The following is a 23,497-nucleotide window of genomic DNA, read 5'->3' on the forward strand; positions in this document are numbered from 1 at the left end:
AAAGAGGCCCGCATCTGATGCGGGCCTCTCGTCGCGTGTCTCTCCAGAACTTACCAGCGGCCGCCGCCGAAGCTGAACGTCACGCCGGGGCCTCCGCCGTAATAGCCGTACGGTCCGCCGCCGTAATAGCCGTGGTGCCGCGGGTAATAACCGTAGCTCCTGTAATACGGCCGGTAATAGCCGTGATGATGCCGCCAATGATGATGGTGGCGGTAATGCCTGCGGTGCGCGCTGATGTCGGTGGTTTGGCTTTCCTGCGCGGTCTGCTTGGCACTTGTATTGCCGGCCGCGCTCGCCGATCCACCGGCCAACGCCGCAGCACCAAGGGCGATCGCGGCAATGAGATATTTCATGTCATCACTCCAGTTGAAGGTCGTGTGACAACACATGAGTATCCCGCGCGTTCCAGCCACTGCGGGCGTCGAAACGACGCAGATTTTCAGTTCCCCGATGAACGCACGTTAACGTTTGTGAACGAGCGAAGGCCGCGCGATCTATCGTCGCATGAAGAGGCATGGCCTGCGACTCGCGCCCCGAACGCGGCGCAGCGTCTCTTCGACGATGCGGTGCGAGTCCGGGACACGAGAGTGGCGCATGTAGATTTTCGCAACTGTCACGGATGCGGATTAGGAAAGCGGTGTCGCTCGGAGAGCGCAGCGAGGATCGCGTCCTTGTCTGCGATGAATGTACGACCGTGATAGCTGAGCGCAGTGCCAGGGCTGCGTGGCATCAGCGCGATCGTACACGTTGACGCCAGCGGACACGGACCTACTTGAACGGGTCCTGGATCGACGGGGCCGACTGGCGGATGCGGCGCACGCTGACCGGCGTGCCGTCGGAGACGAACAGCAGCTCGTATTTGCGGCCCTCGCTATCGGTCGCCGAGCAGGTGACGTCGTTCACCTTTCTGGCGGCGAAGTTGCCGGTCTGCCGGCAGATGCCGGTCGAGGTCTGCTCGGCGGGCACGGGCAGGCCGTCGACCTTGGGGCGGTTCTTGGAGTTGAGCAGCACGCGGTCGATCCGCAGCTCGTAGGAATTGTCGTCGGCGCGCTTGCCGTTCTCGCCGGAGAACGACACCACGTGGCTGTCATCGGAGGGATCGTCGACCGCGACGGCGAAATTGACCCGTCCCGTGTCGCCATGGGCGTAGGCCACCGTCTTGCACGGGAAGGTGCGGCCTGCGACCCTGAACGTCTTGCAGTGGCCGGACATCAGCGCCAGGAGATCGATGAAGGCGTTCGGCCGCGCCGGCGGATTGTTGACCGGAATCGGTTTGGAAGTCTCGGCAAAACAAGGACTTGCCGCAAGCACGAGCAGCGCGGCGAGGACCAATCGGCGAAGGCGCATCGTCGGGCTCATGAGCCAGAGGGCTATGGCGGAAGAGTTCCGCACCATAGCCATCGAGCCGCAAATTGGTTGCGATCCCGTTTGTGCTGCAAATCCCGTCTGGAATACCACCACGGCCACCCCGACGGCGATTCGTTCAAATCGCCCGATCCATCCCGGCGGGCACATGCCATCAGGGCGGTGTTTTTTTCGTGGCATGATCCGGAAAAGTGCGTAGCGATTTTCCGAAAGGCTCATGCTCAAACAATAACCTAACCCATCGCCGCCTGCCAGCGCCTGTCGCGGAAGGAGGGGCGGCGGTGGAGGCGGGCGTCCAGCACGGCGCGGGCGCGGGGCAGCTCACCGCTGCGCATGAGCGCGACGATATAGGTGTCCTCGATCAGCTCGCGCTGGGCGTGGCTGCCGCCGATGCGCACCACCTCGCCGAGCACCGGCGCGAGCATCTGCACGCAAGTCCGGTAATCCTCATCGGCGAAAGCCGCGAGTGCGCGGAAGATCGCCGGCACCACAGGGCCCGCCGGCAGCTTGCCGTCGGCCAGCCGCTGCTCGATCGCCGCAAGGCGGGCGGCGAGCGCTTCGCGATTCTGCGTCGCGGCTGCGAATAGCGCCATGTGGACGTCGGCAAAGGACAGGCTCGATTTCGGAAACAGTTTTTGCGCGGCGGCGTCGGCTTCCTGCCACAGCGCCTTCGGTACCGCATGACCGTACATCGACAGGCGCCACAGCAGCGAAGCGCTGTCGGTGATGACGTTGAGCGGCGGCGCCTGCGTGGCAGTGGGCCGAAGCACGTCGGCATAGATCGCGAGCGCCCGCGCCGCATCGCCATGCTCGAGCGCGCCGAGCGCCTGATGCCAACGGATATGGCCGTGGAGGATTCCGGAGCGGTCATAAGCCGGCAGCCATTCGTCGACGAGACGATCGGCGTCCTCGGTCGATCCATCCTCGAACATCGCATGCAGCACCGCGTGCGCGGCGTGGGCATTTTCCCGGCGCAGATTGAAGCCGCGCTCGGTGACGGCGCGGCCGCGCGCGACGTCGCCATTCTCCGTCATCGCCCAGCCGGACATGGTGAGGAACCACCAGTCCTCGCCGTAATGTGGGGCGACGCATTCGCAGAGCTCGTGCCGGGCGCGGTCGTGATCGGCCATGCCTGAGAAGGCGAACAGGCCGAACGCGCCAAGCGGCAGCGACAGCACCAATGCGTCGCGGGGCCATGCGTCGATATGCTTCAGCGTCGATGCGATCGCCTCCGGCAGCCGGCCCTCGATCGCGAGCGCCAGCGTCTCGACATGCGAGCGCTCGCGCTCGCTGCCGCGCTCGGCCACGAGCTCGCGCGCGCGTGCCGCCTTTTGCCGCGCGAGATCGCCCTGCTGGTAGAAGGCATGCACGCGGCCGCGGGCGATGTGGGCCAGCGCGAAATCAGGATCGGCCGCGATCGCGCGCTCCAGCATCTCCGCCGTGCCGGTCCAGCCCGCGAGCATGAGGTCGACGCCGTCGCGATAGGCGGATGCTGCCTCGTGCGAGGTGGTGGAGAGCGGCAGGCCGTAGCGGTCTTGAAGCGCCATCGAAGGCCCCCCTCACGCCGTCCGCGCGCGGCGGCCTTCGATCGGATAGGCCGGGTCGTTATAGCCCGGCGTCGAGGGATGGCCTGGTGTCACCAGGCGGTCGATCAGCGCCTCGTCCTCCGCGGTGAAACGATAATCGAGCGCGCTGATGTAGCCGTCCCATTGCTCCTCGGTGCGGGGACCGGCGATCACCGACGAGACGAAGGCGGAGTTGAGCACCCAGGCGACCGCGAACTGGCCGGCGGTGATGCCTTTCTTCTCGGCGTGAGCCTTGATCTCCTGCGCAAGCTGGAGCGATTCCGGCCGCCATTCGGTTTGCATCATGCGGGTGTCGTTGCGCCCCGCGCGCGTCTCCTTGTCGGGAGCTGCATCCACCTTGTACTTGCCGGTGAGCACGCCGCGCGCAAGCGGGCTGTAGGGCACGATGCCGAGGCCGTAATAAGCGCAAGCCGGAAAGTGCTCGACCTCCGGCATGCGGTTCATGGCGTTGTAATAAGGCTGGCTCACCGCGGGGCGGTCGATGCCGAGTCGGTCGCAGATGTTGCAGATCTCGGCGACGCGCCAGGCGCGGTAGTTGGAGACGCCGAAATAGCGCACCTTGCCGGCGTGGATCAGGTCGCTCATGGCGCGCACCGTCTCCTCCAACGGCGTGGCATGGTCTTCCTTGTGCAGATAGTAGATGTCGATGTGATCGGTGCCGAGCCGCATCAAGCTCTCGTCCGCCGCCTGCAACACCCAGCGCCGCGACAGCCCGCCGCGATTGGGATCGTCCCCCATGGGGTTTGCGAGCTTTGTGGCAAGCACCCAGGCACCACGATTGCGCGCGATGGCGCGGCCGACGACCTCCTCGGAGGCGCCTTTGGAATAAGCGTCCGCTGTGTCGATGAAATTGATCCCGGAATCGCGTGCCTTGTCGATGATCCGCTTCGACGTGGCCTCATCGGTCGGCCCGCCGAACATCATGGTGCCCAGGCAAATCGGCGAGACCTTGAGGCCGCTGCGGCCGAGCTGGCGGTATTGCATGGGCGAGTCCTCGATGTTGGTGGACGGCAGCATAGCCAGCAAAGTCCGTCATTGCGAGCGCAGCGAAGCAATCCAGAGATGTGTCCGCGGAGGGATGCTGGATTGCTTCGCTGCGCTCGCAATGACGGTGGGGCACGTTTGCGCCTCACATTCAGTGTCATCGCCCGCGAAGGCGGGCGATCCAGTACGCCGAGACAGTCGTGATCGATCGAGGGGCCGCGACGTACTGGATTCCCCGCCTTCGCGGGGAATGACGGCTGCGGGTGTGGCGCGCAGCAGCGCCGGCCTGATCGCCCGCTACCCCGGCCCCTTCAAGATCTTGAACACGCCGTTCGCCATCACGATGCAGCGGTCGTCCACGGTCACCTCGGTGCTCATGAAGATCAGGCTGCGGGTCGAGCGCACCACCCGCGGGCGGGAGATCAGGGTGTCGCCGATCTGGCCGGCCTCGACGAAATGGGTGTCGAGCTGCACCGTCGCCAAGTACTCCTTGCCGGAGACGTAACGGGCCGTCATGCCGCAGGTGCGATCGGCGAACGTCATCATCACGCCGCCCTGGACCATGCCGCGGCGGTTGTGGTGCTTGTCCTCGGTCGCGAGCGCGAATTCGTAATGGCCGTCGACCTTGCGCTCCCACAACGGGCCGATCAGATGCAGGAAGCCCGTGGTCTCCAGGATGCTCCAGCCCTCTGATTTCAACCTTGCGGCGGCCTTGCTGGTCATGTCGTCGTTCGTCCTTGCAACGCGATGTCTCCTCGTTTCATCAGATGCAGTCCTGGTGTAGTCAAGCATCATGAGAGCGTTCGACGATGCCACCAGACGGAATATCGCAGAGGCCTGCGCGGCCTTCGCGCGGCTGCCCGACACAGCCGAGCCGCCGGCGCTGAAGCGCGCCGCGGTGGTGCTGGCGCTGACCGAATCCGACGACGGTGGCGACACCGCCTTCTTGCTCACCAGGCGCGCCTCGCACCTGCGCGCCCATCGCGGCCAATGGGCGCTGCCCGGCGGACGCTGCGATGCCGGCGAGACGCCGGTCGAGGCGGCGCTGCGCGAGCTCGACGAAGAGCTCGCACTCGCGCTGTCAGCCGATGCGGTGCTCGGCCTGCTCGACGATTATCCGACGCGCTCGGGCTATCTGATCACGCCGGTCGTCGTCTGGGCGGCCGATAGTGCTGCGATCCGCCCGAACCCGGACGAGGTCGCCTCCGTTCATCGCATCGCGCTGGCCACGATCGAGCGCGACGATGCCTTCGATTTCACTGAGATCCCCGAGAGCAACCGCCGCGTGATCCGCTTCCATCATCAGATGAGCCTGATCCATGCCCCGACCGCGGCGCTGATCTACCAGTTCCGCGAGGTGCTGGCGGGGCGGCACACCCGCGTCACCGACCTGGAACAGCCGGTATTCGCCTGGACGTGACGATGGTAAACGGCGCGTTAACGCGACGGTTACCGGATGCCTGCTAAGAAGGCAGCATGCATCATTCGATTCGAAACAAATTGGCGCTGGTTCCGCTCGCGCTCGTCCTGATCTCGCCCGCGGCGCGCGGCGCCGAGGCCGAGGCGCTGCCGCCCGCCGTTCGAAATGCCAACGCCCAGCTGCTGTCGCAGTTTTTCGCACAAGGCGGGGGGGCTTCGCCGGCCGTGCTCGAATATCGCCGCAAGCTCGCGGAATATCAGGCCGCGCGCGCCGCCTACGATGCCGAGGCCGGCGCCTATTGGAGCCAGATCTCCGAGAAGCGGAAGACGCGGAACGCCAAGCGGCGCAATGGGCAGCAGATCACGCTCGATGATTACGTGCTGGAGCATCCGCCGCTCTATACCGGGCCGAAGAAGCCGGTGAATCCGGAGCCGGAGGAAACGCCGGATCGCCCCGCGAGAAGACCGATCCCCGTGGTCGCCGATTTCCTGCGTGCGGCGCAGGAACTCTACCAGTTCACGCCGCAACGCCCGTCCAGCGAGCTCGAGTTCAAGCGCGCCTATGCGCGCTACGCTCTGGCCCATGGCCTGACGCGCGAGCAGGCGGTGCGGGTCTATTCGTTCGAGACCGGCGGCACCGGCAGTTACGACGTGCAGGCGGGCATCGAGCATGGCGGCAAGCGCGCGATCTCGACCGCGATGGGCTACAACCAGCTGCTCACCACCAACAGCGTCGAGCTGCTCGCCGAGCAGGGCCATGAACTGATCCGCGCGCTGTCCGAGAAGGTGACGCGCACATCTGGACCGGCGCGGCATGCGCTCGAGCACAAGCTCACTGTCCTGAAGAAGATGGTGGCGCACGCGAAGTCGGTGCCCGATACCTGGTCGGAGCACGAGAAGATGGGCGCCACCCCGCAGGGCTGGGCCATGCATGCGATGGTGCTCGACGTTGACATCGGACCGATGCTGCAGACCCACAAGCTGCTGACTTCGGTGCATTTCGCCCGCGCCAAGGGACACTCGCGCCCGCTGTCGGCGGCCGAGCTCGAGATGATGAACCTCACCGGCGACGGCACCGGCCTTGACATGGTGACGATGCCGCAGGCGCTGCGCGAGCGGGTGCCGACCTCGAATTTCTTCCAGCGCGGCGGCTATGAGCGCAACCCGGTCGCGATCCGCCACAACACGGTGGCGAAGCTGCTGGCCGTCACCGACGAGCGCATGGACGTGAACAGCGGCAAAGCCGGCGCAAGGGAATTGGCAGGGGCGTTCTAGGACGCTGGCGCAGGTGGGCAAAGCGAAGCGTGCCCACCATTGTTGATTCGACGATATGAGATGGTGGGCACGGCGCTAACGCGCCTTTGCCCACCCTACGCTCTGTCGCCTGCGAGCGCGGCCCCTACTGATCCGGCCCGAACTTGAACTTGCCGTCACCCTCCAGATACGGGCCGGTGCGCATGTAGAGCTGGCCGTTCTGGCCGATGAAGAACAGCGTGCCCTTGGGCACCTTCTTGGCGCCCTTCAAGAGCTCGCCGGCGTTGCTGGTCCCCATCTTGTAGGAATAGGTCTTGCCTTCCCTGTCGTAGGCGTAGCCGGTGTCGGTCTTCAGCTCCCAGGGCGTCGCTGCGGTTTGCGCCAATGCGGGCGCTGCCAATGCGCCGAGGGCGGCTGCGATTGCAAATGTCTTGATTGAAAATGCCGTCATCCCATCCTCCCAAGATCGGGACATTCCATGATTGAACAAATCACGAACGATGCGTCCCGGTCAACTTGCGATAGCGCCGCAGCGCATCACGTCTTGCCCAGCAGTTTGTGATTTTCCCTCCGTCCCCTCGCGACTATGTTCCGCTTTCCGTTTAGAACGCAACTCGACAAAAATATTGGTGGGGATGATTCGAATGAACCTAGTCGTCAAAGCCTGCTCGGCTGCCGCGCTGTTGCTCACGGCGCTGGCGCCGGCCGCCCAAGCCGATGACTACCGGCTCAGCCACAACCAGCGGATTTCGTGCAGCCGCGGCCTTGCCCCGGGCAAGCTGAACACGGCGACCTGCAAGTCCTACACCTATCTCTTCAACACCAGGACCTCGGAATATTTCCGCTGCCAGGTCTCCCTGGCGCTGACCCGCGACAACAAGGAAGTCATCAACGTCCAGACCGACGGCGGCTGCACCAAGAAACCGCGCATTTTCGAGACCGACGGCAAGTACGATTTCGACGCCACCGAGACCGAGCCGCCGAACACCAATTCGTTCTTCGGCCCCGGCGGCTATTCGGTCTGGGCCGCCGACGTCGGCGCGCAGAAGGTGCGCGGCTGCATCACCATCTCCTCCGGCCTCGGCTCCGACATCTCCAAATGCCTGGACATGACGTTCCAGTGAGCGAGCGCTCGATAGCCACTGCGTAGACGGTGCGCTCCCTGCCCCGCCTACGGGGGAGGGCTGGGGAGAGGTGTCTCCGCATCGGGACAATCCCCTAGAGGAGAAAACCCTCACCCGCGCCTTCGGCGCGACCTCTCCCGCAAGCGGGAGAGGTGACCGAGCAAGCCGCTCCGACTCGAACCTAACGCGACTCCAGTCCCGCTGCGCCACCTCGCCGCACCGTCCGGTTCCCAAAAACCCAGCGGGAACGGCCCTTTGCCGCAGTCCTGTTTTGCCTTTTGGATGGGTTGACCCGCATCCCTCGTCCGGCCAATTTCGCCGCCGGTTTGGGGAGAACAACAACCATGAAACGGACGATTTTCGGCGCGGCCGCGGCTCTGGCTCTGGCGGCGTCGGCACCTTGCGCCCAGGCGCAATCCTTCATCAACGTGCTGACCGGCGGCACCTCCGGCGTCTACTATCCGCTCGGGGTCGCGATCGGAAAGATCTACGGCGAAAAGATTCCGAACGTGAAGACGCAGGTGCAGGCCACCAAGGCGTCGGTCGAGAACCTGATCCTGCTGCAGCAGGGCCGCGGCGAGCTGGCGTTCACGCTGGGCGACTCGCTGAAAGCCGCCTGGGAGGGCGAGGAGGAGGCGGGCTTCAAGACCAAACTCGACAAGCTCCGCACCATCGGCGCGATCTACCCGAACTACATCCAGATCGTCGCGACCGCCGACAGCGGCATCAAGACGCTCGCCGATCTCAAGGGCAAGAGCCTGTCGGTCGGTGCACCGAAGTCGGGCACCGAGCTGAACTCCCGCGCGATCCTGGCCGCTGCCGGCATGAGCTACAAGGAGCTCGGCAAGGTCGAATATCTGCCGTTCGCCGAATCCGTCGATCTCATGAAGAACCGGCAGCTCAACGCCACGCTGCAATCGGCCGGGCTCGGTGTCGCCTCGCTGAAGGACCTCTCGACCTCGAGCCCGATCACGGTGGTGTCGGTGCCGAAGGAGACCGTCGACAAGATCGGCCCGCCCTTCGTGGCGGCGACTATTCCGGCCAACACCTATACCGGCCAGGACAAGGACGTGCCGACTGCGGCCGTGATCAATTATCTGGTCACCAGCTCCGCCGTCTCGGACGATCTCGCCTATCAGATGACCAAGCTGGTCTATGAATCGCTGCCCGAACTTGTCACTGCGCACGCGGCCGGCAAGGAGATCAAGCTCGAGACCGCCGCCACCGGCAGCCCGGTCCCGCTGCACCCCGGCGCGATCCGCTATTACAAGGAAAAGGGGCTGATCAAGTAATCAGCTCCTGTCGTCGGACGTCATGGCCGGGCTTGTCCCGGCCATCCACGTTCTGCGGCTGTGCATGGAAGTTTCGTGGATGCCCGGGACAAGCCCGGGCATGACGGCTCGGGACATACCGTGCCAATGCTACAAGCGCTCGACGATTGGGGATGGGCTGAGATGCTGGAAAAGGCAGAGGGGACTGAGATCGCGCCAGACAAGGTCAAGGTCGAGTTCGACAATTTCGAGCATGGCTTCCCAGAAGGCTTCGGCCCGGGCTGGTGGGGCCGGCTCGCCTACTGGATCGGCATCGCGTTCGCAATCTTCCAGCTCTACGTCGCCGCCTTCAACTATCTGCCGAGCCAGGTGGTGCGCGGCGTCCATGTCGGATTCCTGCTGCTGCTGACCTTCGGCCTGATCGCCAACTTCACCGCGAAGAGCAATTTCGGCCGTGCGCTGGGCTGGGCGATCGGCGCCGCCGGCTTCTACTGCGGTCTCTACCAATGGATATTCTATGCCGACCTGATCGCGCGCGATGGCGATCCGACCAGGCTCGATCTCGCCGTCGGCACCCTACTCGCGGTGCTGATCTTCGAGGGCACGCGGCGGCTGATGGGCGCGGCGCTGCCGCTGATGTGCGGTGCGTGTCTCGTCTATTGGTTCTTCGGTCAGTACCTGCCGTCGCCGCTCAACCATCGCGGCTATGATTTCGACCAGATCGTCACGCATTTGTCGTTCGGCACCGAAGGCTTTTACGGCGTGCCGGTCTACGTCTCCGCGACCTACATCTTCCTGTTCATCCTGTTCGGCTCGTTCCTGGAGCGCGCCGGCATGATCCAGCTGTTCACCGACGTCTCGCTCGGCCTGTTCGGCCGCACCCGCGGCGGACCTGCCAAGGTCGCGGTGTTCGCCTCGGGCATGATGGGGACCATCTCCGGCTCGGGCGTCGCCAACGTCGTCACCGTCGGCCAGTTCACGATCCCGCTGATGATCAGGTTCGGCTACCGCCGCGCCTTCGCGGCGGGCGTCGAGGCGACGGCCTCGATGGGCGGCCAGATCATGCCGCCGGTGATGGGCGCGGTCGCCTTCATCATGGCCGAGACGCTCGGCGTGCAATATTCGGAGATCGTCAAGGCCGCCGCGATCCCCGCGATCCTCTATTTCGCCTCCGCGTTCTGGATGGTGCATTTGGAAGCCGGCAAGCACGGCCTGGTCGGCATGAAGCGCTCGGAGATCCCGAGCGCCTGGAAGGCGCTGGTGACGCGCTGGTACCTCGTGCTGCCGCTCGCGGCGCTGGTCTACATGCTGTTCGAGGGTTTTACGCCGCTCTATGCCGGCAGCATGGGCCTTGCGCTCACGGTGACGCTGATCCTCGGCACCGCCATCACGACGGGCGCCTCCTCGAACGTGATCCGGACCATCTTCTGGGTCGGGCTCGCGCTCGTCGTCGCGGCATTGTCGCGCGACGGCCTCCAGATCGTGCCGGTCGCGACCGTCGTGGTCGGCCTGATCGTGATCACGGCGTTCGTACGCGGCGGCTTCGCGGCGTTGCGCGCCTGCCGCGATGCGCTGGCCGAGAGCGCAAAATCCGCCATCACCGTCGGCATGGCCTGCGCGATCGTCGGCGTCATCATCGGCATGATGTCGCAGACCGGCGTCGGCACCATCTTCGGCGGCTGGGTGATCGGGCTCGGCGAGAAGAGCCTGTTCCTGGCGCTGGTCATGACCATGCTGCTGTCGATCCTGCTCGGCACCGGCATTCCGACCATCCCGACCTACATCATCACCGCCGCGCTCGCAGCTCCCGCGCTGGCCAAGCTCGGCGTGCCCTTGATCGCGAGCCACATGTTCGCATTCTATTACGGCATCATGGCCGACCTCTCGCCGCCGGTGGCGCTCGCCGCGCTTGCGGCGGCGCCGATCGCCAAGGAGAACCCGGACAAGATCGGCTGGGAGGCGATGCGCATCGCGCTCGCCGGCTACGTCATTCCCTTCATCTTCGTCTATTCGCCGGCCTTGATGCTGCAGGCCGGCGATCCCATGGCGGCCAAGCTCGGCTTCTACGGCGCGGTGGCGCTGGCGAGCTTGAAGGCGCTGGTGGCGATCGGCCTGTTCGGCATGGCCGCGATCGGCTTCCTGTTCACGCGGCTGACGTTGATCGAGCGCCTGGTCGCGCTCGGCGCCGCGTTCTGCCTGCTCGGCGAATTCCCCTTCAGCGACAGCGCGGGCTTCGTGCTCGCCGCCGCGCTGGTGCTGTGGCAATGGCGGCAGCGTCCGCCGGCGCCGGTCGAGGCGGTGTGAGCCTCTGTCTTGCGACAGCGGGCGGTGTGAAGGCGCTGACGCTGTCCGCGTTCACGCTTGTCTGGACGCATTCGATCGCGAAGGTCGAATGGCAGGAAGACTGGCGCCTCACGCCCGCCGGCCTCGAACTGGTGCAGGCCCGCGTCAAGGGCACCGGCCCCGGCATGGAGCCGCCGGCCGAAGCGCGGCTGGTCGACGGCTGGTTTCGATGGCGGCCGCAGCGTGCGCCGATGCCGGAATTGGTGCTCGGCAATTCCGGCGCGGCCGGCGAATGGCTGCTCTGCCATGACGGGACGTGCCGGACATTGTCGGCGATTGTCGGGCATTCCATTGGTGCTAACGTGACCACGTTGAGCGTCTGCAAAGAACCGTAGCCCGGATGGAGCGGAAGCGTAATCCGGGACCACTGCCCCGGATTGCGCTGCGCTCCATCCGAGCTACAAGAACAACAACACGGGAGACACGCGATGGATCGGCTCAAGGGCAAGGTTGCGATGGTGGTGGGGGCCGGCTCGATCGGTCCAGGCTGGGGTAACGGCAAGGCGACCGCGGTGACCTTTGCGCGCGAGGGCGCGCAGGTGTTCTGCGTCGATCGCAACGGTGCCGCGGCCGAGGAGACCGCCAGGATCATCAGCGGCGAGGGCGGCAAGGCGATTGCGTTCACGGCCGACGTGTCGCGGCCTGCCGAGATCGAGGCGATGGTCGCGGCGTGCCTCAAGGCCTATGGCCGCATCGACGTGCTCGACAACAATGTCGGCATCGCCGAGATGGGCAGTGTCGTCGAGGTGAGCGAAGACAGCTGGGACCGCGTCTTCAGCGTCAACCTCAAGAGCGCCTATCTCGCCATGAAGCACGTCGTTCCCGTCATGGTGAAGCAGGGCGGCGGTTCGATCATCAACATCTCCTCGATCGCCTCGATCCGCCACATGGGCATCTCCTACGTTACCTACGGCGCCTCGAAAGCGGCGATGAACCAGATGACGCGCACCACAGCGATCGAGTTCGCGCGCCATCACGTCCGGGTCAACGCGATCCTGCCCGGCCTGATGAAGACGCCGATGGTCGAGCACTCCGCCGGCCTCGCCGCCAGCTACGCCAAGGGCGATGTCGAGGCGATGTGGCGCGCGCGCGACGCCCAGGTGCCGATGGGCCATATGGGCGATGCATTCGACGTCGCCAACGCCGCGCTGTTCCTGGCCTCGGACGAGTCGAAATACGTGACGGGCATCGAGCTCGTTGTCGACGGCGGGATCACGTGCAAGGCCGGGGCTTGATCCAGCCCCAGCTTGCACGCAGCCCGCCGCTGCGAGTCATAGGCGATCGCCCTGGCTCGCAAGGAGGAAGCAGATCATTCACAGCAGGGCGTATTGCGCGCGTTCGCGCCTGGTTAGCAGCGGCAGCGCCTGTTCCGCGATGTAGCTCTTGAAATGCGCGCTCTCCTGGTGCGCCCTAAAGGCGTCTTCGTCGCGGAACAACTCGTAGAACAGGAACTGGGCCGGATTGTCCTTGGCGCGCGAGATCAGGAACAGCTTGACGCCTGGCTCGCGCTGCGCCTGAGGGAGGAAGCCGCGCAGGATTTCAGCAACCCGGTCGACCTCTTCGGCCTTTGCTTCCCATTGCGCCACGACGAGAAGTCCGCCGCCGATGGCCGGGTGGCCGGCCTCTTGATTCATTGCCTGTTCGGTCATGATGGAGCTCCTTGAGAATGCTCCATTCGATAGCGCGGCTCTGGGCGGCAATGGTTCGATGAAGATCGTAGTGCGAATGTCGCCGCGGCCCAGCGTTCCGTCGCGGGTCGAATTGATTTCCTGCGCGAATTTCGCTACCGCCTTTTCCCGTGGATACGCTCAAGGTCAGAGACGCTAAAGACGTCGAAGAGGTGGTGCGCGCGGCGATCGCGAGCGAGCAGCCGCTCGAGATCATCGGCCATGGCGGTAAGCGCGGCATCGGCCACGCCATGGCGACCAACGCCGTGCTCGACGTCTCCGCACTCAATGCCGTCACCGCCTACGAGCCGAACGAGCTCATCATCACGCTCCAGGCCGGCGCGCCGCTGGCCGACGTGTTGGCGCTGATCGACGCCAAGAACCAGCAATTCGCCTTCGAGCCTGTAAACACCGCCCCGCTGCTCGGCACGACGGCAACAGGCACCATCGGCGGCATGATCGCGGCAGGGCTCGCCGGGCCGCGGCGGATCCGGGCGGGCGGAGCGCGCGACCACCTGCTCGGCGCGCATGCCGTCTCGGGTTTCGGCGACAGCTTCAAGACCGGCGGCAAGGTGGTGAAGAACGTCACCGGCTACGACCTCTGCAAGCTGCTGGCGGGGTCCTGGGGCACGCTGTCGGTGATGACCGAGGTCACGCTCAAGGTGATGCCCAAGCCCGAGGCCGAGCGGACGCTGTTGCTGCGCGGGTTAGATGATGCCGCCGCCAACAAGGCCATGACTGCGGCGCTGGGCTCGCCCTTCGACGTCTCCGCCGCCGCGCATCTGCCGAAATCCGCACTCCGGGCCGGGACCGAGGGGCTGGGCGACATTGCGGGCCAAGGCGAGGCCGAGGCGCTGACCGTGCTGCGGCTCGAGGGCATCACCGCGTCCGCTGCGCACCGCGCCGGCTCGCTGCGCCAATTGCTGGCGCCGTTTGGAACCGCGACGCTGATCGAGGACGTGGCATCCGCGGCCCTGTGGAGCGCGATCCGCGACGTGCTGCCGTTCGCGGCGAGCGGCGCGCTCGGCGCCTGGCCGGTCTGGCGGATCGTCTGCCCGCCGGCCTCGGGCGCGGCGCTGGGCACGCAGCTGGCGCGCGAGACGGGGGGCGATGTGATCTACGATTGGGGCGGCGGCCTGATCTGGGCGGCGCTCCCGCCGAAGCCGGACGCGCATGCCCCGGCGGTGCGTGCGCACGCGAACGCGGCCGGCGGGCATGCCACGCTGATCCGGGCGACTGATGATGTCAGGCGCGAGGTCGACGTGTTCCATCCGCAGGCGCCGGGGATTGCCGCGCTGAGCGAGCGGGTGCGCGCCAGCTTCGATCCGAAGATCATTCTCAACCGGGGGCGGCTCACGCGGAGCGCTGGCTGATGAAGACCGAATTCTCACTCGCGCAGCTCGCCGACCCCGATATCGCGGAAGCCGACAAGATCCTGCGCGCCTGCGTCCATTGCGGCTTCTGCACCGCAACCTGCCCGACCTATGTGCTGCTCGGCGACGAGCTCGATAGCCCGCGCGGCCGCATCTATCTGATCAAGGAGATGCTGGAGAAGGACCAGGCGCCGACCGCCGACGTGGTCAAGCATATCGACCGTTGCCTGTCGTGCCTTGCCTGCATGACGACCTGCCCCTCGGGCGTGAACTACATGCACCTGGTCGATCAGGCCCGGGTGCAAATCGAGCAGCGCTATCGGCGGCCGCTGACCGAGCGGCTGCTGCGCCAGGTGCTGGCCTTCGTCCTGCCGGACCCGCAGCGCTTTCGCGTCAGTATGTGGCTGGCGCGGCTCGTCCGTCCGCTCGGCGTCTTGCTGCCGACACCCCGGCCTGCGGCGACGCCGGGCTTGATCCAGCGCATCAAGGCGATGCTGGCGCTGGCGCCGGACCGGCTGCCGCCCGCAGGGCCCGCCGCCGGCAGCGTGTTCGCGGCGCTGGGCAAGAAGCGCGGCCGTGTGGCACTGCTCCAGGGCTGCGCCCAGCAGGTGCTGGCGCCGCGCATCAACCAGGCCGCCATCAGTCTCCTGACCCGCCACGGCATCGAGGTCGTCCTTGTCAGGGACGAGCAGTGCTGTGGCGCGCTGACCCATCACCTCGGCAACGACGAGGATGCGCTGGCGCGGGCTCGCGCCAACGTCGCGGCGTGGCGGAAGGAAATGGCCGGCGAGGGGCTCGATGCCATCCTGGTGACGACCTCCGGCTGCGGCACGGTGATCAAGGATTACGGCTATCTCCTGCGCGAGGACACAGCGTTCGCGGCCGATGCTGCGAGGGTCTCGGCGCTCGCCAAGGACATCACCGAATACGTCGCCGGCCTCGAGCTTGCGACCGCGGCGCGAGCGGACGACATCGTCGTCGCCTATCACTCCGCGTGTTCGTTGCAGCATGGACAGAAAATCACAGGGCTTCCGAAAGAATTGCTTTCCAAGAATGGATTCGTGGTGAAAGATGTGCCCGAGAGCCATTTGTGTTGCGGTTCGGCGGGGACCTACAACATTCTCCAGCCCGAGCTTGCGGGTCGGTTGCGTGATCGTAAGGTCGCCAACATCGCGAGCGTCAAGCCGGACATGATTGCCGCGGGCAATATCGGCTGCATGGTGCAGATTGCCAGTGGCACGTCAGTTCCGGTCGTACACACGATTGAGCTTCTCGATTGGGCGACGGGCGGGGCGCGGCCGGCACTGAACGCGCAGGTTTGAGCTTTCAGGAGCCCGAACTGTCCTCCCGAGGTGACGACTGAAGACGCCCGATCAAGCATTGTTCGGCGGCAACAGGAGGACCACGATGGCGAAAGCGAAGAAGAAGAAAAGCAAGAAGGCCAAAAAGGCCAAGAAGGCCAAGAAGGCCAAGAAGGCCGTAGCGGCGAAGAAGTCCGCGAAGAAGGCGACGAAGAAGAAGGCGGCCAAGAAGACCGCCAAGAAGTCTGCCAAGAAATCTGCCAAGAAGGCCGCCCCGAAGAAGGCTGCCAAGACGACTGCAAAGAAGTCGGCGGCCAAGAAGGCTGCTCCGAAGAAGGCCGCGAAGAAGGCGGCACCGAAGAAGGCGAAGGCAGCGCCTGCTCCGAAGCCGTCGGCACCGGCGGAGACTCCCGCGCCCGCCGAGACAAGCTGGGCGATGCCTTCGTCTTCTGCGGAAGCGGCGCCGGCCGAGGGGCAGGGGTAGGAAGGCGGTCTCTCATCGCCTTCGGACTGTCACTCGGGACTGTTACTCGGGATTGTTACTTGGGATTGTAACGAGAAGGCCGCGGCACCCCCCGGTGCTGCGGCCTTTTTGCATCGCGGAAGCCGCCCTTGGCGGCTGGCGCTCCGGGCCCACCCTGATTCGTAGCGAAGGTGTCACGCCGCCTGGCGATCCCCGGGTTTACACGGGTCTGCACTGCACCTTGGAATGCAAATAATGTGATCGAGAAGCCACACAGCCTGACAACCTTTCGTGAATTCGTCAAAACGCCTAAAAAGTCGGCAGATGCCCGTGCTTTTTGCTTCACGGTTCCTGTCCATCGATCCAAATTGCCGCAGTGACGCAATTTTGCAGGTAGGCCGCATGCCCCGGGGGGCTTCCGGGGGCGACTGCTAAGTAAGAACGGGTAGATGGGGATCGAAATGAAAAAAGTGGCTTTGTTGGCAACGGCGCTGGCAATGGTGACGACGGGTTCGGCGTTCGCGGCAGATCTGCGCGTGAAGGCATTGAAGGCCCCGCCGCCCCCGGCGTTCGATCCTTGGGATATCGCCTTCGGCGGCGGCATCATGAGCGATTACGTCTTCCGCGGCATCACCCAGTCGAACCATAAGCCGGCCGTCACGGCCTATTTCGAGCCTCGCTACAACGTCACCAAGGACTTGCAGCTCTACGTCGGTACGTCCGCCTCGAGCATCTCCTTCCCGAACCGCGCTGCGGCGGAAGTCGACTTCTACGGCGGTATCCGCCCGACCTTCGGCATGTTCGCCTTCGACTTCGGTCTCTGGGGCTACCTCTATCCGGGCGGACAATGCTTCGGCTCGCAGTACACATTGGCTCAGGGCAATTGTGGCGGCGACATCGACTACTCGCAGGGCGCAATCGGCCTTCCGATCAACGGCAACTTCGCCAAGAAGGACGCCAGCTTCTTCGAAGCCTACGCCAAGCTGAACGTCGTCATCAACGACCAGTGGACGGTCGGCTTCAACGAGTACTACTCGCCGAACTTCCTGAACCTCGGCGCCTGGGGCAATTACGCCTCGATCACGGCCAAGTGGACCGCCCCGAGCACAATCTTCGGTGCCAGCGGCGTCGGCATGTACGTGTCGGGTGAGTTCGGCCGGCAGTGGTTCGGCACTTCCGACATCTTCTACGGCATCGCGGGCGATCCGGTTTATGCGAACGGCATCAAGGAGCCGAGCTATAATACCTGGAACGTCGGCGTCGGCTTCACCTACAAGGTGTTCACGCTCGATCTGCGCTATCACGACACCGACCTGAACAAGGGCGACTGCAACGCCTTGACCAGCGATCACACCGCGAAGTTCACCGGAAGCTTCACCCCCATCAACCCGGGCGGCTTCGGCTCCAACTGGTGCAGCGCGGCCGGCGTGGCCAAGCTCTCGTTCGACCTGACGGCGATGAGCAATCTGAAGTAAGCTTCTTTCCGAAACGACTTCGCGAGGGCGGCAGGGCAACCTGCCGCCCTTTTGCTTTTCTCCACGCCGTCATGGCCGGGCTTGACGCATGTATGGAGTGACGACTCGAACTTAATGATCAGCGGCTACCCAGCGCTCGCCTCAGCGCGCGGCGCTCGGCTCCGCCGCAGTCCGCTCGCCGCCGACGACGTGGATCGCACCGTCGTTCACCAGCGCCACCTTGCGGGTGTGGAAGGCATCGAGCGTCGAGCGGTGGCCGATCGAGACGATGGTGGCCTGCGGCAGTCTCTCCGCCAGCAGCCGGTAGAGCCGGGCTTCCGACGGCTCGTCGAGCGAGGCGGTGGCTTCGTCCAGGAACAGATAGTCCGGCGCATGCAGCAGCGCGCGCGCTAGCCCGAGACGCTGCTGCTCGCCGAGCGAGAGCATCCTGTTCCAGTGGCCGTCCTCGTCCAGCCGCTCGGCGAGATCGGGCAGCCCGACCGCGATCAGGGCCTCGCGGACCTGCGCGGCGTCGAACGCGCCCGGCGCTGCCGGATAGACCACGGCATCGCGCAACACACCGACCGAGAAATAGGGCCGCTGCGGCAGCATCATCAGCTTTGCCTTTTCCGGGACCACAACCGTGCCGGTGCCGAACGGCCAGATGCCGGCGATGGCCCGGAACAGCGTGGACTTGCCGGAGCCGGACGGTCCGGTCACCAGCACGCGCTCCGAGGCCTGAATGGTGAAGGCCTTGGCGGCCACCAGCGGCGTGCCGTTGGGCAGGTTCACGCAGAGCTGCTCGAGGTCGATATGGCGGCCAGCGACTTCCAGCGCGATGGCAGGCTCATGCGCCGGCAGATTGACCGCCGAGGCGACCGACATCTCGAAGCCATCGAGACGGGCAACCACCGCACGCCATTCGGCCAGGGATCGGTAGGCGCTCACGAAGAAGGACAGGGCCTTCTGCACGCTGCCGAAGGCGGAGCCGGTCTGCACCATCCCTCCAAGTTGAATCTTACCGGCAAAATAGGCAGGCGCGGTGAGGATGAAGGGGAAGATCACGGCGGCTTGGGAATAGCTCGCCGTGAAAGCAGTCAGACGCTTGGTCCGGCTCATGATCGCGTACCAATTGCCGACGACATAGCCGTAGCGGTGCAGCAGTCGTTCGCGTTCGGCCCCTTCGCCCTTGAGCAGTGCGATCTGTTCGGAGTTCTCGCGCACGCGGACGAGGTTGAAGCGGAAGTCGGCCTCGTAGCGCTGCTGCTCGAAATTGAGATTGACCAGAGGCGAACCGATCCAGTGCGTCAGCGCGGTGCCGAAGATCGCGTAGACGAGCGCCGCCCACACCAAATAGCCGGGAATGGGAAAGTCGAGGCCCGAGATATGCAGCGGTGCCGCGTTCGACAGCCCCCACAGAATGACCACGAACGAGAGCAGCGTGACGATCGAGGAGAGCAGTCCGATGCCGATATTGAGAGTCTGCTCGACGAAACTCCGGACGTCGTCGGTGATGCGTTGGTCCGGGTTGTCGGCCGCATCGCCCTTGAGCTGCATCCGATAGTGGGTCGCGCTATTCAGCCATTCGGCCAGATAGTGACGCGTCAGCCATTGCCGCCAGCGAATCTGGAGCCACTGATTGAGATAGAGCTGGTAGACGGAAAGCGCGACGCTGGCGCTCGCGAGCAATGTGAAGACGCCCAGCTCCCAGACGAAGCCGTTCCAGTCGCGCTCCTGGAGATAGTTGTAGAAGCGGCTGTACCATTGGTTCACGAGCACATCGATGGCGACCAGCAGCAGTTCGATCACGATCACCGCGCCGAGCAGGCCGCGGCCGGCCCATTTGTCCTCTGATCGGAAATAAGGGATGGCGATTCGCCAGACGATCGCGAGCGTGGCGCGGATGTTGTTCACAGAGCTGGATCTCCTCAGGGGATGTGCACGATGCCCAGAGCCAAATAGCTGAGGCGATGGCGGAAATGGGCGCGCTTAGACGAAAGTCGCAAGTTCTGCAATTTGCGTTGGATTGTCGCAGCCAGCAACCCTAGCATGGTGCCCGCCGGTGCGGGGCAGGGTGCTCCGGGATTTCGCGACCTTGTGAGCGGACGGGAACCGCCGGATGCGCGAGAACTTCGCGCCGCGGCTGCAACTGGCTGCCGATCGCTTTCTCGTTCGGCGTGGTCTTCGAAGGCGCCCCGGGCTTCGCCATGCCGGTGCGCCTGCATCCGACCATGCGCGAACCTTCTCAACGCCCCCGCCGTCTCATAGAAGGTGCGGCAAGTCAGGTCGGTCGAGAGGTCTCATGGTTTCGTTCCAGCGATTGGTGTGTGCGGCGGTTGCAATGTTCGCGATGTCCACACTCGCGCGTGCTCAGGAGGGGTTTCCGTTCGGCACCGAGATGACGCTGGAGGCGTTGCCGCAGGCAGGCTCGAAGCGGATTCCCAACATCGAGATCGGCGACAATGGCGAGGTCGTGCTGGAGCTCTGGTGCAAGGGCGGCAAGGGCCAGTTCTCGGTCGCCGGCAACACCGTGATCTTCGTGCCCGGCCAGATCCAGAACCGCAACTGTCCGCCGGCGAGAGCGCAGGCCGACGACGAGCTCGTCGCAGCCCTCGGCAGCGTCGAGACCTGGAAGCGCCAGGGCGACGTGCTGACGCTGATCGGCCCGAAGCCGCTGCGCTTCAGGACGACGGGGAATTAGGCCTCTGTCATTCCCCGCGAAGGCGGGGAATCCAGTACGCCGCAGCCTATCGATTCCATCGCTGCTGTCTCGGAGTACTGGATCGCCCGGTCAAGCCGGGCGATGACAGCGGTGGCTGTCTCAGCCTACTTCCACACCGACTTGTCGGCGTCCCAGCGCTGACCCTTCAGCTCCTTGACGAGCGCCTCGATCGAGCCGTTGTCGTCGGGCAGATCGCCTTCTTCGTCGAGGCTGGCATCGTCGGACAGATTGAGCCTGGCCCCGCTGCCCTCGTCGGCCGTCGTGGTCGCCGGGCTGCCGATCCAGAGCATGAGCTTGTCCGTGGTGCCCGGCTTGTCGGGCGAGACCAGGCCTGCGACCTCGATCGTGTCGGTGAGCTCGAGCGCCGGGAAGTCCTGGTTCGGCCGCTTGAACACCAGCTTGAGCCTGCCGGTGGCCGGGTTGAAGTTTTGCGCGACCGGCTTTGCCGCCAGCGTCCTGCTCAGCACGCTCGCCACCGCCGTTGCAAGCTTGCCCTTGTTGATCTTGTCGCCCTCGCGCCAGTCGACCGCAGGGAAGCGGATGGTGCGGTCCATCTCGGTCATGCCCGCGGTCCAGCCTGCGGCGGTGACGCCCGGCATTGCCTTGAACTTCGCCAGCAGCGCGCCGGCGCGCTCGGGATCGACCGACATGGTGATGGTCTGCTCGCCCGCGCGCAGCGCGTCGCAGCCGACATTGAGGCTCGCCAGCGTCACCTCGACCTCCTGGCCCTTCAGGCTCTTCAGGAAGTCGGTCGCGGCGTCGAGCTTGACCTTGACCGCGATCGCTTCCGGCGAGACGTCGGTGAAATCCTTCGGCTGCGGCGTGATGCCGTCGTCGGAGGCCTGACTGTCCAGGAATTCCTTTTCGCTGAGATCGGAATTGTCCGGCGAGGTCACTTCGGTCACCGCCTGGCCGACCGCGATCTGGCCGCGGAATTCGAACATGTCGCCGGACTGCTTGCGCGTCAGCTTGACGCTGACCGGCGACTTCTCACTGATGCTCTGCGTCGTTCCGGTCAGCGTCTGGCCGGCGACCTGGAGGTTGACGACGAAGCGGTCCTTGCGGTCGGAGTTCTTCGCGATGGGGTAGCAGACGTCGAGCACCGCCGCGGTCAGCGTCTTGCCCTGGCGCGTCTCCTTCAGGATCACGTCGGCATTGCCGTCCATCAGCCCGTCCATCGCGGTGAAATAGCGCGTCTCGGTTCCCCCCGGCGCGGTCGCCTTCGGCGACAGCTTCATCTGGGCGGAGGCCTGCGGCGGAACGGCGAGCAGGGCCAGAACGGCCGTGGAGCAAACCAGAAGCGCACGCATCGATGACATCCTCGCGCAACGGCCATGATCCGGAAAGCGTGAAGCGGTCTCTAGGATCATGCCCAAACAATCAGAATCGGCGCGCCACCGTAGTGGGTTTTGGCCGCTGGTTGAATCGGAAAGCGAAACGGGCAGGGTCGGCAAAAAAGAAGGCCGCCCGGAGGCGGCCTTCGCAACTCTGTCACGGAACGGAAGGCTTAGAAGCCGCCCATGCCGCCGCCGGGGGGCATCGCGGGCGGAGCTTCCTTCTTCGGCATCTCGGCGACCATGGCTTCGGTAGTCACCAAGAGGCCGGCCACGGAGGAGGCGTCCTGCAGCGCGGTGCGCACCACCTTGGCGGGATCGATGATGCCCTTCTCGACCATGTCGACATAGTCCTCGTTCTGGGCGTCGAAGCCGAAGGTCTCGGACTTGTTCTCCAGGATCTTGCCGACCACGATCGAGCCTTCCACGCCGGCGTTCTCGGAGATCTGGCGGATCGGGGCTTCCAGCGCCTTCAGCACGATGTTGATGCCGGCCTGGACGTCGCCATTGGCGTTGGTGAGACGGCCGACCGCCTTCTTGGCGCGGAGCAGCGCGACGCCGCCGCCCGGGACGATGCCTTCCTGAACCGCGGCGCGGGTGGCGTTGAGCGCGTCCTCGACGCGGTCCTTCTTCTCCTTGACCTCGATCTCGGTGGCGCCGCCGACGCGGATCACCGCGACGCCGCCGGCGAGCTTGGCGAGGCGCTCCTGCAGCTTCTCGCGGTCGTAGTCCGAGGTGGTCTCCTCGATCTGGGCCTTGATCTGGCCGACGCGGGCCTCGATGTCGGGCTTCTTGCCGGCGCCGTTGACGATCGTGGTGTTCTCCTTGTCGATCACCACCTTCTTGGCGCGGCCGAGCATCTTCACCGTGACGTTCTCGAGCTTGATGCCGAGCTCCTCGGAGATCAGCTGGCCGCCGGTCAGGATCGCGATGTCCTCCAGCATGGCCTTGCGGCGGTCACCGAAGCCCGGCGCCTTCACCGCGGCCACCTTCAGGCCGCCACGGAGCCGGTTGACGACCAGGGTGGCCAGCGCCTCGCCCTCGACGTCCTCGGCGATGATGACGAGCGGCTTGCCCGACTGCACCACGGCCTCCAGCACCGGCAGCATGGCCTGCAGGCCCGAGAGCTTCTTCTCGTGCAGGAGGATGTAGGCGTCCTCGAGCTCGGCGGTCATCTTCTCGGCGTTGGTGACGAAGTAGGGGCTGAGATAGCCGCGGTCGAACTTCATGCCCTCGACGATATCAACCTCGGTCTCGAGCGACTTGTTCTCCTCGACGGTGATGACGCCCTCGTTGCCGACCTTCTGCATCGCCTGGGCGATCATCTTGCCGATGGCGGCATCGCCGTTGGCCGAGATGGTGCCGACCTGGGCGACCTCGGAGGAGGCGGCGACCGGCTTGGCGCGCTTCTCGATGTCCTTGATGACGGCGGCAACCGCGGTGTCGATGCCGCGCTTGAGATCCATCGGGTTCATGCCGGCGGCGACCGCCTTGGCGCCTTCGCGCACGATGGCCTGGGCCAGCACGGTCGCGGTGGTGGTGCCGTCGCCGGCGAGGTCGTTGGTCTTGGAGGCGACCTCACGCACCATCTGGGCGCCCATGTTCTCGAACTTGTCCTCGAGCTCGATCTCCTTGGCGACCGTGACGCCGTCCTTGGTGATGCGGGGGGCGCCGAAGCTTTTCTCGATGACGACGTTGCGGCCCTTCGGGCCGAGCGTCACCTTGACGGCGTTGGCGAGAACGTCGACGCCGCGCAGCATGCGATCGCGCGCGTCTCCGGAAAACTTGACGTCTTTGGCAGCCATGGTCTGCAATCCCTCGTGTTATGTGATGTGTG

22 protein-coding genes are annotated in these 23,497 nt (G+C 65.2%); 12 read left to right on the top strand and 10 right to left on the bottom strand.

From position 1 onward, the window contains the following. Positions 1-50: 50 nt before the first annotated feature. The 5 genes from I6F24_RS16040 to I6F24_RS16060 form a co-directional block, all read right to left on the bottom strand. Positions 51-353 carry a hypothetical protein gene (locus I6F24_RS16040; protein WP_036027019.1) on the bottom strand — a complete coding sequence of 101 codons (303 nt, stop codon included), beginning with the start codon at positions 351-353 and terminating at the stop codon, positions 51-53. A gap of 415 nt (positions 354-768) precedes the next feature. Then, positions 769-1,347 carry a hypothetical protein gene (locus tag I6F24_RS16045; RefSeq protein ID WP_225144912.1) on the bottom strand — a complete coding sequence of 193 codons (579 nt, stop codon included), beginning with the start codon at positions 1,345-1,347 and terminating at the stop codon, positions 769-771. A gap of 251 nt (positions 1,348-1,598) precedes the next feature. Continuing rightward, entirely contained in the window at positions 1,599-2,912 is a 1,314-nt protein-coding gene (locus tag I6F24_RS16050; RefSeq protein ID WP_225144911.1) for a tetratricopeptide repeat protein, read from the bottom strand. Between the two features lie 12 nt (positions 2,913-2,924). Beyond that, positions 2,925-3,935, bottom strand: coding sequence for an aldo/keto reductase (locus tag I6F24_RS16055; RefSeq protein WP_225144910.1), 1,011 nt, complete (start codon positions 3,933-3,935; stop codon positions 2,925-2,927). Between the two features lie 297 nt (positions 3,936-4,232). Next, positions 4,233-4,658: a PaaI family thioesterase gene (locus I6F24_RS16060; RefSeq protein ID WP_036014328.1), complete on the bottom strand. Its 426-nt coding sequence runs from the start codon at positions 4,656-4,658 to the stop codon at positions 4,233-4,235. Positions 4,659-4,728: 70 nt separating this feature from the next. Between I6F24_RS16060 and I6F24_RS16065 the strand changes: the two genes are divergently transcribed. Both I6F24_RS16065 and I6F24_RS16070 read left to right on the top strand, forming a co-directional pair. After that, positions 4,729-5,355, top strand: a complete 627-nt coding sequence (locus tag I6F24_RS16065) for a CoA pyrophosphatase (protein WP_225144909.1) — start codon at positions 4,729-4,731, stop codon at positions 5,353-5,355. 56 nt (positions 5,356-5,411) lie between these two features. After that, on the top strand, positions 5,412-6,629 hold the full coding sequence (locus tag I6F24_RS16070; RefSeq protein ID WP_225150949.1) for a hypothetical protein: 1,218 nt from the start codon (positions 5,412-5,414) through the stop codon (positions 6,627-6,629). A 124-nt stretch (positions 6,630-6,753) separates the two neighbouring features. Here I6F24_RS16070 and I6F24_RS16075 read toward each other — a convergent pair whose 3' ends face one another. After that, entirely contained in the window at positions 6,754-7,059 is a 306-nt protein-coding gene (locus tag I6F24_RS16075; protein WP_036027034.1) for a hypothetical protein, read from the bottom strand. A gap of 193 nt (positions 7,060-7,252) precedes the next feature. Here I6F24_RS16075 and I6F24_RS16080 point away from each other — a divergent pair, with 193 nt between their 5' ends. The 5 genes from I6F24_RS16080 (at position 7,253) to I6F24_RS16100 (ending at position 12,581) form a co-directional block, all read left to right on the top strand. Then, complete coding sequence (locus tag I6F24_RS16080; protein ID WP_036014322.1) at positions 7,253-7,732, top strand: hypothetical protein; 480 nt, start codon at positions 7,253-7,255, stop codon at positions 7,730-7,732. Positions 7,733-8,076: 344 nt separating this feature from the next. Continuing rightward, on the top strand, positions 8,077-9,024 hold the full coding sequence (locus I6F24_RS16085) for a TAXI family TRAP transporter solute-binding subunit (RefSeq protein WP_036027036.1): 948 nt from the start codon (positions 8,077-8,079) through the stop codon (positions 9,022-9,024). A 162-nt stretch (positions 9,025-9,186) separates the two neighbouring features. Then, positions 9,187-11,307, top strand: a complete 2,121-nt coding sequence (locus I6F24_RS16090) for a TRAP transporter permease (RefSeq protein ID WP_036027038.1) — start codon at positions 9,187-9,189, stop codon at positions 11,305-11,307. Further along, positions 11,268-11,681, top strand: a complete 414-nt coding sequence (locus I6F24_RS16095; RefSeq protein ID WP_036027039.1) for a DUF1850 domain-containing protein — start codon at positions 11,268-11,270, stop codon at positions 11,679-11,681. The genes I6F24_RS16090 and I6F24_RS16095 overlap by 40 nt, the downstream gene beginning before the upstream one ends. Before the next feature lie 93 nt (positions 11,682-11,774). Further along, positions 11,775-12,581 carry a glucose 1-dehydrogenase gene (locus I6F24_RS16100; protein ID WP_036027040.1) on the top strand — a complete coding sequence of 269 codons (807 nt, stop codon included), beginning with the start codon at positions 11,775-11,777 and terminating at the stop codon, positions 12,579-12,581. 78 nt (positions 12,582-12,659) lie between these two features. Here the strand turns inward: I6F24_RS16100 and I6F24_RS16105 are convergent, their stop codons facing one another. Continuing rightward, entirely contained in the window at positions 12,660-12,995 is a 336-nt protein-coding gene (locus I6F24_RS16105) for an antibiotic biosynthesis monooxygenase family protein (protein WP_050996005.1), read from the bottom strand. Positions 12,996-13,144: 149 nt separating this feature from the next. On the opposite strand from I6F24_RS16105, the gene I6F24_RS16110 reads away from it, so the two are divergent. The 4 genes from I6F24_RS16110 to I6F24_RS16125 all read left to right on the top strand — a co-directional run bounded on the left by I6F24_RS16110 (position 13,145) and on the right by I6F24_RS16125 (position 17,625). Beyond that, entirely contained in the window at positions 13,145-14,386 is a 1,242-nt protein-coding gene (locus I6F24_RS16110) for an FAD-binding protein (protein WP_036014306.1), read from the top strand. Further along, positions 14,386-15,708, top strand: coding sequence for a glycolate oxidase subunit GlcF (glcF, locus tag I6F24_RS16115; protein WP_074448046.1), 1,323 nt, complete (start codon positions 14,386-14,388; stop codon positions 15,706-15,708). The genes I6F24_RS16110 and glcF overlap by 1 nt, the downstream gene beginning before the upstream one ends. Before the next feature lie 85 nt (positions 15,709-15,793). Next, on the top strand, positions 15,794-16,171 hold the full coding sequence (locus I6F24_RS16120; protein ID WP_036027048.1) for a hypothetical protein: 378 nt from the start codon (positions 15,794-15,796) through the stop codon (positions 16,169-16,171). A 440-nt stretch (positions 16,172-16,611) separates the two neighbouring features. Then, positions 16,612-17,625: a TorF family putative porin gene (locus tag I6F24_RS16125; RefSeq protein WP_036027050.1), complete on the top strand. Its 1,014-nt coding sequence runs from the start codon at positions 16,612-16,614 to the stop codon at positions 17,623-17,625. Between the two features lie 141 nt (positions 17,626-17,766). Here I6F24_RS16125 and I6F24_RS16130 read toward each other — a convergent pair whose 3' ends face one another. Then, the gene (locus I6F24_RS16130; RefSeq protein ID WP_225150951.1) at positions 17,767-19,518 is read right to left on the bottom strand and encodes an ABC transporter ATP-binding protein/permease; all 1,752 of its coding nucleotides are present in this window, start codon (positions 19,516-19,518) and stop codon (positions 17,767-17,769) included. A gap of 388 nt (positions 19,519-19,906) precedes the next feature. On the opposite strand from I6F24_RS16130, the gene I6F24_RS16135 reads away from it, so the two are divergent. After that, positions 19,907-20,305 carry an META domain-containing protein gene (locus I6F24_RS16135; RefSeq protein WP_036014293.1) on the top strand — a complete coding sequence of 133 codons (399 nt, stop codon included), beginning with the start codon at positions 19,907-19,909 and terminating at the stop codon, positions 20,303-20,305. Between the two features lie 125 nt (positions 20,306-20,430). Here I6F24_RS16135 and I6F24_RS16140 read toward each other — a convergent pair whose 3' ends face one another. Further along, positions 20,431-21,636 (bottom strand): hypothetical protein, encoded by a 1,206-nt coding sequence (locus I6F24_RS16140; protein WP_225150953.1) that lies wholly within the window; start codon positions 21,634-21,636, stop codon positions 20,431-20,433. Positions 21,637-21,833: 197 nt separating this feature from the next. Continuing rightward, positions 21,834-23,465, bottom strand: coding sequence for a chaperonin GroEL (gene groL, locus I6F24_RS16145; RefSeq protein ID WP_225150954.1), 1,632 nt, complete (start codon positions 23,463-23,465; stop codon positions 21,834-21,836). Between the last annotated feature and the right edge of the window lie 32 nt (positions 23,466-23,497).

The organism is Bradyrhizobium sp. BRP23, assembly GCF_020194135.1.
Taxonomy (GTDB): domain Bacteria; phylum Pseudomonadota; class Alphaproteobacteria; order Rhizobiales; family Xanthobacteraceae; genus Bradyrhizobium; species Bradyrhizobium yuanmingense.